General features: G+C 55.4%; 9 protein-coding genes. 5 read left to right on the top strand and 4 right to left on the bottom strand.

All coding sequences use genetic code 11. The features are described 5' to 3' along the window. The first annotated feature begins 37 nt into the window (after nucleotides 1-37). The 3 genes from JRF57_01625 (at nucleotide 38) to JRF57_01615 (ending at nucleotide 3,468) form a co-directional block, all read left to right on the top strand. Entirely contained in the window at nucleotides 38-256 is a 219-nt protein-coding gene (locus JRF57_01625; GenBank protein ID MBW2302392.1) for a 4Fe-4S binding protein, read from the top strand. 116 nt (nucleotides 257-372) lie between these two features. Beyond that, entirely contained in the window at nucleotides 373-1,332 is a 960-nt protein-coding gene (locus JRF57_01620) for a TAXI family TRAP transporter solute-binding subunit (GenBank protein MBW2302391.1), read from the top strand. Between the two features lie 174 nt (nucleotides 1,333-1,506). Then, the gene (locus JRF57_01615) at nucleotides 1,507-3,468 is read left to right on the top strand and encodes a TRAP transporter fused permease subunit (GenBank protein MBW2302390.1); all 1,962 of its coding nucleotides are present in this window, start codon (nucleotides 1,507-1,509) and stop codon (nucleotides 3,466-3,468) included. A gap of 408 nt (nucleotides 3,469-3,876) precedes the next feature. Here the strand turns inward: JRF57_01615 and JRF57_01610 are convergent, their stop codons facing one another. Both JRF57_01610 and ppsA read right to left on the bottom strand, forming a co-directional pair. Further along, nucleotides 3,877-4,866, bottom strand: a complete 990-nt coding sequence (locus JRF57_01610; protein ID MBW2302389.1) for a ketoacyl-ACP synthase III — start codon at nucleotides 4,864-4,866, stop codon at nucleotides 3,877-3,879. Nucleotides 4,867-4,881: 15 nt separating this feature from the next. Next, nucleotides 4,882-7,356 (bottom strand): phosphoenolpyruvate synthase, encoded by a 2,475-nt coding sequence (gene ppsA / locus JRF57_01605; GenBank protein ID MBW2302388.1) that lies wholly within the window; start codon nucleotides 7,354-7,356, stop codon nucleotides 4,882-4,884. A 316-nt stretch (nucleotides 7,357-7,672) separates the two neighbouring features. Between ppsA and JRF57_01600 the strand changes: the two genes are divergently transcribed. Both JRF57_01600 and JRF57_01595 read left to right on the top strand, forming a co-directional pair. Next, nucleotides 7,673-8,251, top strand: a complete 579-nt coding sequence (locus tag JRF57_01600; protein ID MBW2302387.1) for a cysteine hydrolase — start codon at nucleotides 7,673-7,675, stop codon at nucleotides 8,249-8,251. Nucleotides 8,252-8,553: 302 nt separating this feature from the next. Next, a complete protein-coding gene (locus tag JRF57_01595; protein ID MBW2302386.1) occupies nucleotides 8,554-9,912 on the top strand; it encodes a tetratricopeptide repeat protein in 1,359 nt (452 codons plus the stop codon). 12 nt (nucleotides 9,913-9,924) lie between these two features. Here JRF57_01595 and JRF57_01590 read toward each other — a convergent pair whose 3' ends face one another. Then, nucleotides 9,925-11,331, bottom strand: coding sequence for a replication-associated recombination protein A (locus JRF57_01590; protein ID MBW2302385.1), 1,407 nt, complete (start codon nucleotides 11,329-11,331; stop codon nucleotides 9,925-9,927). After that, entirely contained in the window at nucleotides 11,325-12,914 is a 1,590-nt protein-coding gene (locus JRF57_01585) for a PAS domain S-box protein (protein MBW2302384.1), read from the bottom strand. The genes JRF57_01590 and JRF57_01585 overlap by 7 nt, the downstream gene beginning before the upstream one ends. Nucleotides 12,915-13,085: the final 171 nt, after the last annotated feature.

Genomic DNA, 13,085 nt, shown 5'->3' with positions numbered 1-13,085 from the left:
TCAAGGTTCCATGGCTACCCCTGCCTAAGGAGAGATAATGGGTATCCACTGGATTGATCATCAGGCCTGTAACGGTTGCGGGATTTGCGAAAAGATTTGTCCCCAGGATGTCATTCGCCTGCACCCTGATACCAAGAAGGCGATGATCGCCTATCTCAGAGACTGCCAGAGTTGTTTTCTGTGTGAGTTGGAGTGCCCTGGAAAGGCGATCCAAGTCACGCCTTACCGGGAAAGAAGGGCGGTTTTACCCTGGTAAAACCCGTCTTCTCAGGGCCCCTTGTAGGTAGACCGACAGGGAAAGGAGGTGAAAATCGGTTTGTATTCAATCCAGACTCGTTTTCATTCTTTAACATTTCATTGAGGAGGGAAAAAATGAAGAAAGGTTTTGCCGTAGGGACAATATTGTTTGCGATCCTGTGTCTCGCTGCCGTCGCGTCGGCGGGAACAGCAAACCTTTCCATCTCCACGGGTTCAATGGGGGGTGGATTTTACGCCATAGGCGGTGGCATGGCCGAATACATCTCCAAACACGTGCCGGGGGTTCGCTGCACCGCCGTGACTTCCGGGGGCGTGGACGAAAACATCAACCGCTTGGACATGGGAAAGGCCGACATCGGTCTTGTCAGCACCGGTGATTCACACATGGCCTTCAGGGGTATGAAACCTTACAAGAAGAAGTACAATAAGATGCGGGGTATGGGGATACTCTTTGCCAATTGGGGGGAGCCCTACACCCTGAAAAAGAGCGGGATCAAGACCTATCTGGATCTGAAAGGAAAAACCGTCTGTGGAGGGGCGCCTGGAGGATCGATGCACAAGCTTTTTTTTGACTGGGTCAGGATCCACGGCCTGGACCCCGAAAAAGACATGAAGATTGTGTTTCTTCCCGGAAAGGCCGCTGTGGAGGCCCTGAAGATGGGGCGCATCGACGCTGCAATGGAGATCGCCGCCATTCCCACCCCCAACCTTACCGAACTCAGCCTGACCCATAAAATAGAGATCATTCGTTTTGCTCCGGGTTACCGGGAAAAGCTCGTGAAGGCCATGCCGAAGTACCTGCCCATGGTCATTCCGGCCGGGACCTACAGGGGGATCAATGAGGATATCGAAACCGTGGGTATGGCCGCCCTTTGGGCCTGCCGGGCCGATCTTCCCGATGATCTCGTCTATAAGCTGGTCAAGTCCATTTACAGTCCCGAGGGCCTCACCTACCTGGGAAAAGTCCACCCGGCGGGAAAGGGCATTAAGCTCGAAAACGCCGCTAAGTGGGCCCCTATCCCCTTTCACCCCGGTGCGGAGAAGTTTTTCAGAGAAGCGGGGGTTTTGAAATAGACAGGTTTCCCCCCGGGTGTTCTCCGGCCCTGCCTTGGCCTGAGAAACCCGGGGAACGGCTTGTTTGGTGATTTCATGGGCCCGGGGTGAGAAATAGGTGGGCCGGGGCGGGCTCGTCTTGACTTGAAGGGTCGGGGAAGGGGCCGCTGAAATCCAACGATTTGGGGAAGGACCATGGGAGGAAATGCTTCTTCGGAAAACAGCGGGAATGAGAGCGGTGCAGGACAGCCTCAGGCGGCCGTATCCGGGGCGGTAGAGAGAAAATTCGAAGGTGTCTGGCACCGTGTCGTGCAGCTGGGGATGGCCCTGACCTCCGGCCTGGTGATTTACTGGACCGTCAACGTCATGGCCGACATCGTGATCAAGAGATCCCTCTATTTGATGCTGACCCTTGTGCTGTGCGCCGTAGTCTATCCCTTCAACCGGAGGTCTTCATCCCGGGTTGCGGCCGTGATCGACGCGGTTATCGTGCTCCTGGCCGTATGCGGTTCCCTTTACATCATGGTGGATTACAACGGGCGCTTCGTGCGGCTCAGCGCCCCAAACCGCTGGGACATGTTCTTCGGCATCACCATGATCTTGATCGGGCTGGATACTGGGAGGAGGGTCATCGGGTGGTCCCTGACAGTGGTGGCGTCCGCAACGATTCTCTATGCCTATTTCGGTAACTATGTGCCGGGGAGTTTCGGGCACCCCGGTTTCGACCTTGCGACGATCGTCAGCCAGGTCTTTTGCGGCCTGGAGGGCTACTACGGCATGGCCACCAAGTTCATGACCCTGTATGTGGTTCCCTTTATCATAATGGGGGCCTTTCTCGAGATCACGGGCGCGGGCGATTTTTTCATGAAGCTGGCCTTTTCTTTGACCCGTAGGACCGTAGGTGGTCCGGCCAAGGCAGCGGTTGTGGGCAGCGCCTTCATGGGCTCCATTTCCGGCAGCGCCATCGCCAATGTGTCATCCACAGGGGTTTTCACCATTCCCATGATGAAGCGGGTGGGTTACAGGCCCCATATTGCAGGGGCCATCGAGGCGGCCGCCTCCACGGGCGGTCAGATCATGCCCCCCATCATGGGAGCCGTCGCGTTCATCATGGTTGAGTTCACTCAGATCCCTTACTTGACTATCATGGCGGTGTCCGCAGCTCCGATCATTCTCTATTTTTTCACCGTTGGAGCCTTTATCCACTTTGAGGCCCGGCGCGAGGGTATCGGAATCGGGGAGAGTTGGTCCTCGGAACCGATACCGGTGGTGCTGAAGGCGGGGTGGCACTTTTTTCTTTCCCTGGCCCTCATTATCATTACCATGGCCCTGGGCTATCCACCTGCCATGGCGGCGCTTACAGGGATCGTTTCCCTGGTGGTCGTCCATTCCATCAGGACCCGGCGGATCGATCTCCGTCTCATATACCGGGGCCTTGTACTCGGCGGCCAATATTCCCTCAGTATCGGGAGCATCGTTGCCTGCATCGGGATTGTACTCGCCCTCGTGGGACTCACGGGAGTCGGCCTCAAGGTATCCTGGCTCCTTTCCGATTTGACCCACGGAGTCCCCCTGCTGGCCATCATATTCGTGGGCCTGATCTCCATGGTGCTCGGGATGGGACTGCCTGCGGGTCCGGCCTATATCGTCCTTGCCATTACCGCGGGTCCCGCCCTCACGGACATGGGTTTTTCCCTTCTCGTGGCTCACATGATCATGATCTGGTACAGTATCGACTCGGCCATCACGCCGCCGGTAGGGCTCGCATCCATTACGGCGGCAGGAATAGCCCGGTCCGATCCCATGAAAACGATGCTGACGGCCTTCAAGTTCGCCAAGGGCCTGTATATCTTGCCCTTCATGTTCTACTACCGGCCCGCGATTCTTCTCCAGGGTTCAGTCGGTGACATTGTTGAAACCATCCTCTCCGTTTTCTTCGGACTTATTGCCCTGGCAGCCTGCTGGGATGGTTATCTCATAAAAAAAACACGCATTATCGAGCGTTTTCTTCTCTTCCTGGCAGTGGCGGGGCTCCTTGTGCCGGGTATCTTCTGGAACGCCGTGGGCTTCGCCCTATTACTCTCGGTGTTTTTCTTCCAGAAGCTGAGTCTTTCAAGATCCACGGCCCCTTCACCAGGAGAAAGGGCGGCCGGATAGAAGGCGTGAACCATTGCCGGCGTTTGAGTTGGGGGAAAATGCCTGCCCCAGGCTGGCGTGTTAAGAAGGCATCCAGGACAAGCAAAAAGGCCGCACCTCGCTGCGGCCTTTTTGCGAGACCTTTGAAAAATGCTCAATTTTGGTCAAGTTCAAGGAAGGCGAAAATTTCAACCGCAGGAATACATTTAGTATTTTGAGGATTGAAATTTGTCCGCGCGAAGCGACGACTCCTCACCCTTCGGGCGGGTCCCCGGTTTGAGCCTGACGCCGCAATTGGGCAAAAGGGGGCGTTTTTCAAAGGTCTCTTTGCTTTATTGCCCCTAACGGGGGATGGGAGAAAAAAACCGTCTTGGTTGACCTTGAACAGACTGAAACGTTTTGAAAACGGCTCACCGGGAAGGAGTTAGGTCACCATCGGATCAGGGCGCTGCCCCAAGTGAGACCGCCGCCGAAGACGGGCATGCATATGATCTGGCCTTCCTTGACACTCCCGTCCCGAACGGCCTCGTCCAGGGCGATGGCACAAGAAGCGGAAGAAATGTTCCCGTACTTGTGGAGGGTGACATAGAATTTTTCCATGGGGACTTTCAGGCTTTTGGCCATGGACTGGAACATCCGGAGGTTGGCCTGGTGGGGGATGAACCAGTCTACGTCTTCCACTTCCAAGCCGTTGTATTGAACGGCCTCCCGGATGGTCTCCACGAAATGTCTCACAGCCACCCTGAAGCTCGCGTTGGCCTCGATCATGTTGAGGGTATGGAGTTTTTTATCCACGCTTTCGTGAGAGATGGGGGTGGTCTTTGAACCCCCTCCGGGCAGAAGCAGGTCTTGGCCGTTGGCTCCGTCGGTATGGATATGGGTGGAAAGGATCAGGTGCCCTTCCTTGCCGCTGGTCAGTACCGCGGCACCGGCTCCGTCTCCCCAGAGTATGCAGGTTTTCCTGTCCGTCCAGTCCAAGGTTCGGGTCATGACTTCGGCCCCTACCACCAGCACGTTCCGGCAGGCCCCTGTGTGGAGGTATTGGGTGGCCACGTTGATCCCGAAGATGAACCCGGAGCAGGCGGCCGTAACGTCGAAGGTGACAGCCTGGGGGGCATCCAGTTTGGCCTGGAGCCAGTTGGATGCCGAGGGGCAGCAAGTGTCCGGTGTAATGGTGGCGATGATGATGAGATCCAGGTCCCGTGCGGACATCCCCGCCATCTCCAGGGCCCTTCGGGAAGCCTCTAGGGAGAGGTCCGAGGTGGTGACATCGGGATCAGCGATTCTTCTTTCCCTGACACCCGTCCGCTGTGTGATCCACTCATCCGTGGTGTCAAGTCCCATTTTCTGTAAATCGAAATTGCTCAGTACCTTGGGCGGGACGTAGGAGCCCGTCCCCAAAATCCGTATCGGTTCCATTTCCCCCTGTTTTTCCTATGACGGTTGGATACCCAGCGCTTTTTCCTTTGCCGCGACGGTCAATCGGGTCTTTACGACCGAGTCGGGTATGAGGCTTATTGAATCAATGCCGCATTCCACCAAGAAGTCCGCGAACTCGGGAAAGTCACTGGGCGCCTGTCCACAGATTCCGATTTTGCGCCCCTTTGCCTTGGCGGTCTTGATCACGTCAGCGATGAGTCGTTTGACGGCTTCGCTTCTTTCATCGTAGATGTGGGATACCAGAGAAGAGTCCCTGTCAAGCCCGAGGGCCAATTGGGTCAGGTCGTTGGAGCCGATGGAGAAGCCGTCGAAGATCTCCGCGAACTGATCTGCCAGGATGACGTTGCTGGGGATCTCGCACATGACGTAAATCTCCAGGTCCTCCTCCCCCTGCACCAATCCGAATTCCTTCATGAGGGCAACGACCTTTTTCCCTTCCTCCGGGGTCCGGCAGAAGGGAACCATCAACTTGATGTTGGTAAGCCCCATTTCGCTGCGTGCCTTTTTGAGGGCCTTGCATTCCAGCTCGAAGGCCGGTTTGAATTTCTCGTCGTAATACCGGGAAGCCCCCCTCCATCCGATCATGGGATTGCTCTCCACGGGCTCGTAAAGGAATCCCCCGATGAGGTTCGCATACTCGTTGGTCTTGAAATCGGAAAGGCGGACGATGACGTCGTTCGGGTAAAATCCGGCGGCGATCCGGGCGACTCCCTCGGCCAGCTTGTCGATGAAAAACTGGGTCTTGTCCTCATAAACCGAAGTGACCTCGTCTATATGGTAGACGACCCCCGCGATTCGCTGATCGTTCTTGGCCTTTTTCCTCAGCTCGTCATATTCGATGAGGGCGAGGGGGTGGATCCCGATATGGGAAGAGATGATGAATTCCTCCCGGGCGAGGCCCACCCCGTCGTTAGGAATCATCCCCTGGACAAAGGCCTTCTCCGGCATCCCCACGTTCATCATTATCTTCGTCCGGGTTTGGGGAATATCATCCATGTCGAGGGTTTCCACCTCGTACTTCAACAATCCGTCGTAGACATAGCCAGTCTCACCCTCACAACAGGAAACTGTGATTTCCTGCCCGCTCTTGATGATCTCGTCGGCATTCCCTGTTCCGATCACACAGGGGATCCCCAGCTCCCGGGAGACGATGGCGGCGTGACACGTACGCCCCCCCTTGTTGGTGACGATGGCGGCGGCGATTTTCATGATGGGTTCCCAATCCGGGTCCGTCATGCTTGTAACCAGCACCTGTCCTTCCTGGAACTTGTCCATGTCGGCGGATGATTCAATGAGGTTGGCCACCCCCTGGCCGATCTTTGTGCCAACGGCCGTCCCAACAGCGAGCACTTCCCCCTTTTCGAGAAGCCGGTAATTTTCATAACTGTTGGAACTCCCCTGGCTGTGTATGGTTTCGGGCCTGGCCTGGACGATGAAGAGTTCGCCCGTTCCCACGTTGATCCCGTCTCCGTCCTTGGCCCATTCTATGTCCATAGGCTTGAAGTGACCGGCTTCCTTGCTGTAATGGTCCTCGATGATGCAGGCCCACTCCGCGAGTTTTAGGATTTCGTCGTCGTCCAGGACGTACCGATGCCTTTCTGTGAGGGTTGTGGCCACATTTTTCACCGTGGCGTCATCTTCGAGGGAATAGACCATCTTGATGTCACGGTCTCCGACTTTACGGCTGATGATGGCCCGTTTCCCCGCCTTGAGGGCCGGCTTGAAAACGTAGTATTCGTCCGGGTTGACGTTACCCTGGACCACGTTCTCTCCCAGACCGTAAGCGGCGGTGATGAAGACCGCGTCCTTGAATCCGGTCTCGGTGTCAATGGAGAACATGACTCCCGAGTAAGCCGAATCACTCCGGACCATCTTCTGCACGGCAATGGAGAGGGAGACGTCGAACTGTCCGTATCCCTTGTCGTGGCGATAGGAAATAGCCCGGTTGGTGAAAAGGCTCGCGAAACACTTTCGGCAGGCATCAAGGACCCGCCGTTTTCCCCTGATGTTGAGATAGGTGTCCTGCTGGCCGGCAAAGGAGGCGTCCGGCAGATCTTCGGCCGTCGCGGAGGATCGGATGGCCACGTCCAGGTCGTCCAGGCCTTTCTTTCCGAAGCCTTCGGCCAGCTTGTCATAGGCCGTGTAAATGGCCTGCACCAGGTCCGGGGGAAACTCGGCATGGTGGATGATATCCCGGACCTCCCGGCCCTTTCGCATGAGATTGCTCAGGTCTCCGGTATCCAGGTCCTTGAGGACCTTCTTGATTTCGTCCTCGATGCCGGCATACTTCAGGAAATAGCGGTAGGCGTAAGCCGTGATGGCGAAACCGTAAGGGATGTTGATCCCCTTTTTATGGAGTTTCTGGTACATCTCGCCAAGGGAGGCGTTTTTCCCGCCCACCATGGGGACGTCCTCGATACCGATTTCATCGAACCACAGAATGAAATTCTTACTTTTCTCTAATGCCATGACACCCTTCCTCGATATGAGACTGCCTTGGTCAGAAGGTCGTTTGAACATCCAAAGTGTCTGATTTCAGGCAAAAATAAAGCTAAAACATATCACCAAAGCTTATTATTGTCAATTAACAAAATGGTGATCAGTACTGGGCGGATCAGGAAGGACTTGCTCTTCGGGGTTTTCTGGCCTATGGTTTCCCCGCAGGAACGCTCCTTTCAAGAAAGAGCGGCTTGACGGATTTCAAATCGGGCGAAGAAAGGAGAGTGCAAAGGGATGAAGGAGAAAGCGGCCTCGATGATCATCGATCGCGTCAAGGAGTTGAGATATGGAAAGCGATGAAAGACCAGCGATGCTTATCATAGACATGGTAAAGGACAACTTTGACGAAACCAAGAATCTGCCCATCACCCCTTTGGCCAGGAAGTTGATCGACCCCATCAACCGGTTGACCCGGGCCTTCAGGAAGAAAGGGTGGCCGGTCGTCTTTTCGACGGATGCCTTTAAACGGCAGGACTTTATCTTCAGGGGCAAGATGAAGCCCCACTCCCTGGCGGGGACGCGGGGCGCGGAAGTCATCGGTGAACTGGAACGCGAAGTAGGAGACCTTTGGCTCCCCAAACCCCGGTTTTCGGCCTTTTTTCAGACCGAGCTCGACCGGCGGTTACGGGAGATGGGGGTAACAATGTGTGTTCTTGCCGGTATCACGACCAATTTCTGTGTACTGGCCACGGCCATGGATGCCCTTTCAAAAGATTTCAAGACAGTCATCCTTGAGGACTGCACGGCGGCCGTAACCGAAGAGATTCACCACAATACCCTGGGCCTCTATCGCAGAAACGCCCTATGGCCCCTTTTCAGGATCATGACCTCGGAAGAATGGCTTCACTCATCGCCCCTTAGTTGAAGGCGGGCAGGATCCATATCGTATTGAGCAACGTTTTGCGGCACCTTGGTTGCTCGGGAACCGTCTTGACGAAACCAGCATTTCTATACTAGATTCCCTTCAATCGGTATCCAGATCTTTTTGATTCCCGGGTACACCCTCCACCGGAACTCGTTGTTTTCCTTCAAAAGGAACCTCTTCGCCGCGGAGGAGCCATGAACCACCGATGCGCTTTCCTTCGGAGTTCTCTCTTCATCTGCTGTTTTTTTTCCTTTTTTTGGACCTTGTGGAGTGTACCTGCCGCGGCCGGTGCTTCGGGAGGGATGAAAAAGAGCCCTGGGGTCCTGGCCCATGACCGAAAGGCCCTTGATCAACTGAAAGGGATGACGTCCGATGAGATCAAGGCCCTCGACAAGCTTCTGACGAAAGCCCTCACCCTTTATTACGATAGGAAATATGCCCTGGCCCTCCCGATCTTCAAGGAGATCTCCGGAAAGGTGGAGACCATGGACGTCATGTTCTGGCTGGCCACCTGTGCCGCAAAGGCTGGGGCGGCGGACCTGGCCATCGACAAGTTCCGGCAGATGCTGGCGGTCGATCCCCACCTTCACCGGGTAAGACTGGAACTTGCCATGGTCTATTTCAACCTGGGACGCTACGAGGAGGCCGAGGAGGAGCTTGAGACCGTTCTCGGATACGGCCCGCCGGAAAGGGTCAAGGAGAAAATCAGGAAACTGCTTTCCGCCATCGTGGAAAGGACGAAGCGGCTTTATACCAATGCCCGGATCGCCCTGGGAATTCAAAGTGATTCCAACGTAAGCGCGGGTCCGGACCGGGAATTCATTGAGATCCCCGGCGGTCTGGGCAGGATCGGCCCTCTGACCGATACCCAGAAGGCCTTAAGGGATTGGGTGACGAGTATCAGTATGGCGGGAAACGTCCTCTACGATGCGGGCGAGAAAGGAAGATGGTTGTGGAATACCAGCGCCACCCTGTACCAGACACGGGGGTGGAAGTACCACGAATTCGATTTCACCCACTGGCGCCTTTCTGCCGGGCCCTGGGTCACGACCTCCAAGAGCATTTTAAAACTTCCCCTTGGGTATGCCGGCAACCTTTTCGGACACGATTCCTTGTACGACACGGTGGACTTTAAGCCCAGCCTGGAGTTTTTTTTTACTCCGACCTTCAGCCTCCGCACGACAGTGGGTTATTCCCGCGATACTTATGAAACAGCCACCTCAACCAATGACCGGAACGGCCAGGATAATATCAATCGAACCTGGGAGATAAATCCCAACTTCTATTTCAACGGCCGGCGGGAGTTCCTTTCCTTTTCCTGTTCGGGCGAGAACCTGAATGCCCGGGAGAGAAGGTACAGTTACGACGCATTAAACCTCGCGGTTTCCTATTTCAAGCAATTCACCTGGCAGGATTGGGATATGGAATTTTTCGCCAAGTACAAGTTTACCAGGAAGCATTACAAGGCACCGGCGCTCCTCTGGCCTGAAGGTCATCTCCGACGCGACAAGAGGCACAATTTTTACCTGGTACTGAGTCGGAATGTATCAAAGCACATGTTCCTCTCCGTCTCCCTGAACCTGATCCAAAACCAATCCAATACGGCCCTCTATGAGTTCGACAAGACTGTTTACGGTTTTTCGATGGGATGGAAGTTTTGAAATGCCCTCCCTTCACCCTGCCCTTGGTGAAGGCTTTCCTTTTACTCTTTTTTTCCGCTCCGAAATCAGCCTTAGGATCTCCCTCTCATGCCCCCGGTTGGTCGGCCGATAGAAGGTCCGGGTTTTTATACCTTTGGGCAGGTATTCCTGGGGGATCCATGCCCCTGGATAATTGTGGGGGTAAAGGTACCCCCGCGAGTAACCCAGCCGCTTCATGAGACGGGTCGGCGCGTTGCGGATATGGAGGGGAACGGGTAGGGCGCCGGATTCTCGGATTTCGGCCTTCACGGCCCGCTCGGCCAGATAGAGCGCATTGCTTTTCGGGGCCGAGGCCAGATACACGGCCGCTTCCGCGAGGGCCAGCTCCGCTTCAGGGGGACCTACCTTCCGCCAGGCGTCAAAGGCAGCCAGGGCGATGGGGAGGGCCTGGGGATCGGCCAGGCCGACATCCTCAGAGGCCATACGGATCATTCGGCGGGCGATGAAGAGCGGGTCCTCACCCGCCTCCAACATCCGGTAGAGCCAGTAGAGAGAGGCCTGTGGGTCACTTCCCCTCAGGCTCTTGTGAAAGGCCGAAATCAGGTTGTAGTGTTCCTCGCCGGCCTTGTCATAGGGAAGGGCCTTTCTGTCGAGGGCCTTTTCTACGGTCTGGAGATCCAGCAAGGGCTCGCTGTTCCCGGCGGCTAAGACATACTGAACTGCCATCTCCAGGTTGTTTAGGGCTACTCTGGCATCACCGGAAGAGACGTGGATGAGATGATCCAGGGCCTCCGGCAGGATCCGGACCCCCGTCTTCCCAAGACCCGATTTTTCGTCCTGCAGGGCCCGCTCCAGGATGGCCCGGAGGGCATCCTCTCCGAGTGGGTGTAATACCATTACCCGGGCCCTGGAGAGCAACGGGGGGATCACCTCGAATGATGGATTCTCTGTGGTGGCTCCCACCAGGATGATGAGGCCCTTTTCCACGTAAGGCAAGAAGGCGTCTTGCTGGGCCTTGTTGAACCGGTGGATTTCATCCACGAAGAGGATGGTCGGTTTTCCGGAACCTTCGAAGGTCTTCTCAGCCTCGTCGGTCACCTTGCGAAGATCCTTGATACCCGATGTAACGGCGGAAAAGGACCGGAAGGGGAACCGGGTGTAATCGGCCATGAGCCTGGCCAATGTGGTTTTTCCGGAACCCGGCGGTCCCCAGAAGATCACCGAAAAGATGCGGCCTGACTCAAGGGCCCTCCTGAGAGGAGATCCCTCACCGACGATGTGGTCTTGGCCGACCAAGTCACCCAGGTCCCTGGGTCTCATCCTCTCCGCAAGGGGGCCTTCCCATTTTTCATTCGGTTGTTCCAAAATCCCTCCTTGGGCCCCTGATCCCGTTGGTCCTTTGTCCTTCCTCCCCGTATTTGATTCAAATTCTGTCACCATCCCTTGCCTCGTAGAAGGGATGAAATTTCCCGGACCAATTGATCAATCAACAAGGGTTTTCGAAAGAGTAGGTCCACGTGCGGTGCTGTTGAAGACAGAGGATGAGGGCCTTCCCCTACCGATTGGATCAGGACGAGGGCAGGTTGTGGGGAGAGGGTCCCTGCCTTCCGAAAAAGGGCCGCACTTTCAAGGTCCGGGAGTGCATCATCGGCGATAAGGAGATCGACCGGCCTTTTGGTCAGGAAATGGAGTCCTTCCCTGCCGGAGACGGCCCTGGTAGTGCGGTATCCCTTGCCGGCCAGGGCCTGGGCCAGTAGTTCACGCATGATATCAATTGGTTCTACTATCAAGATATGTGCTTTTCCGGTCTTTCTCCTTCCGCGGATTTTGTTTCCATCCAAGGGACGCTCCGCCACGGGCATTCGGACGCTCACGATGGTTCCCTGTCCCGGCTTGCTGAGCAGTTCGATATCCCCTCCGTGCCTTTGAAGGATGGCATGGGCGACGCTCAATCCCAATCCGATTCTTCCTTCTTCCTTCGTGGTGAAAAAGGGATCCAGGATTCTGCTTTTTAAATGCTCCGGGATGCCCACTCCGCTGTCCTGGACGTATATGTCGGCGTATCCCCCATTTTCTTCCGTGCTCAAGTAGATATCACCTCCATCGGGCATGGCTTCGACGGCGTTCAGCATCACGTGGTGGATTACGTCGCATATCTCATCCGGATTCCCCTGGAGTGTAGAGTCCGCCCTCAAGTATGTTTTCAGGCGATAGGAAACGCCTCTTCTTTTCCCTACATCCCGCAATTTTGGTTGTACACGGTTCACAACCCGCTGGATCACGTCGTTCAATTTGAAAACCACCCTGTGGTGGGGATCCTGTTGCGGGCTTGAGAGGAGGTTGAGAACTCTTGCGGTCCCGGAAATCCGCTCGGCGGCCTCTTCTATGCCCTTCAGGCTTTCAAGGTGTTCGGAACGGGCGGGATCGGAGATCTTCTTCATCTGCCGGGCGTGTTGAGTGAGAATATCCAGATCGCGGCCGAGATGGCGATTCAGACCGGCCACCAAGGCTCTCATGATCTCCATTCTCTGCTTAAGCTCTCTTTCCCTTTCTTTTCTCTTCCGTTCCGCCACCGGGATTATGAGGACGAGAAAACCCTTTCCCCCTTTATATCGAACTTTCTGTATGCGGATTTTGCATTCCACAATGCCTCCGCCTTTTTTCAAGATGGGTACTTCATACTGGGAAGGGGCCGGTCGGCCGGAAAGGCGGTTCCTGTGGTACTTCTCCACAAATCCCGCTTTTTCGGGGTTGACGAAATCAAAGGCATTTTTTCCCAGGCAATCCTTCCTTTCATATCCCAGTTCCCTCAATGCGGTTTCGTTGATGGCGGCTATTTTCTTGTCATGGACCAGGACAATGCCGATGGGAAGGGCATCGAAGAGCGCACTCTGGGCTTTAAATTCCCGTTCAAGATTTTTGAGAGCCTTTTTGAGCGAGGCGCATTTTTCCCTGATACGCCGATTTTCAATCTTCAACTTCTCGTGGTTTTTGGGTGGAAATTCCGAAACGTCGGTGTTCATGAGGCCATCCAGCAAACGGGTCCTTGAGGTGATGAACTGCATCCAAGGTTCTTTGAGACCTTTGAAAAACGCCCCCTTTTGCTCAATTTCTGCGCCTGCCTGTGCCGGGCCTATCTGCCATTCCAAGGGGCAGGCAGGCACGGCAGACAGGTCAGACTCAAATTTTAATCC

This window comes from Deltaproteobacteria bacterium (assembly GCA_019310525.1).
Taxonomy (GTDB): domain Bacteria; phylum Desulfobacterota; class DSM-4660; order Desulfatiglandales; family HGW-15; genus JAFDEE01.
Note: the sequence above shows the minus strand (reverse complement) of the source record. Positions and strands in the feature narration are given on the sequence as shown.

Excerpts from the sequence above, each read along its gene's own strand:
- JRF57_01625 (MBW2302392.1), top strand. The coding sequence starts at position 38 with ATGGGTATCCACTGGATTGATCATCAGGCCTGTAACGGTTGCGGGATT.
- JRF57_01620 (MBW2302391.1), top strand. The coding sequence starts at position 373 with ATGAAGAAAGGTTTTGCCGTAGGGACAATATTGTTTGCGATCCTGTGT.
- JRF57_01615 (MBW2302390.1), top strand. The coding sequence starts at position 1,507 with ATGGGAGGAAATGCTTCTTCGGAAAACAGCGGGAATGAGAGCGGTGCA.
- JRF57_01610 (MBW2302389.1), bottom strand. The coding sequence starts at position 4,866 with ATGGAACCGATACGGATTTTGGGGACGGGCTCCTACGTCCCGCCCAAG.
- ppsA (MBW2302388.1), bottom strand. The coding sequence starts at position 7,356 with ATGGCATTAGAGAAAAGTAAGAATTTCATTCTGTGGTTCGATGAAATC.
- JRF57_01600 (MBW2302387.1), top strand. The coding sequence starts at position 7,673 with ATGGAAAGCGATGAAAGACCAGCGATGCTTATCATAGACATGGTAAAG.
- JRF57_01595 (MBW2302386.1), top strand. The coding sequence starts at position 8,554 with ATGAAAAAGAGCCCTGGGGTCCTGGCCCATGACCGAAAGGCCCTTGAT.
- JRF57_01590 (MBW2302385.1), bottom strand. The coding sequence starts at position 11,331 with ATGGTGACAGAATTTGAATCAAATACGGGGAGGAAGGACAAAGGACCA.
- JRF57_01585 (MBW2302384.1), bottom strand. The coding sequence starts at position 12,914 with ATGAACACCGACGTTTCGGAATTTCCACCCAAAAACCACGAGAAGTTG.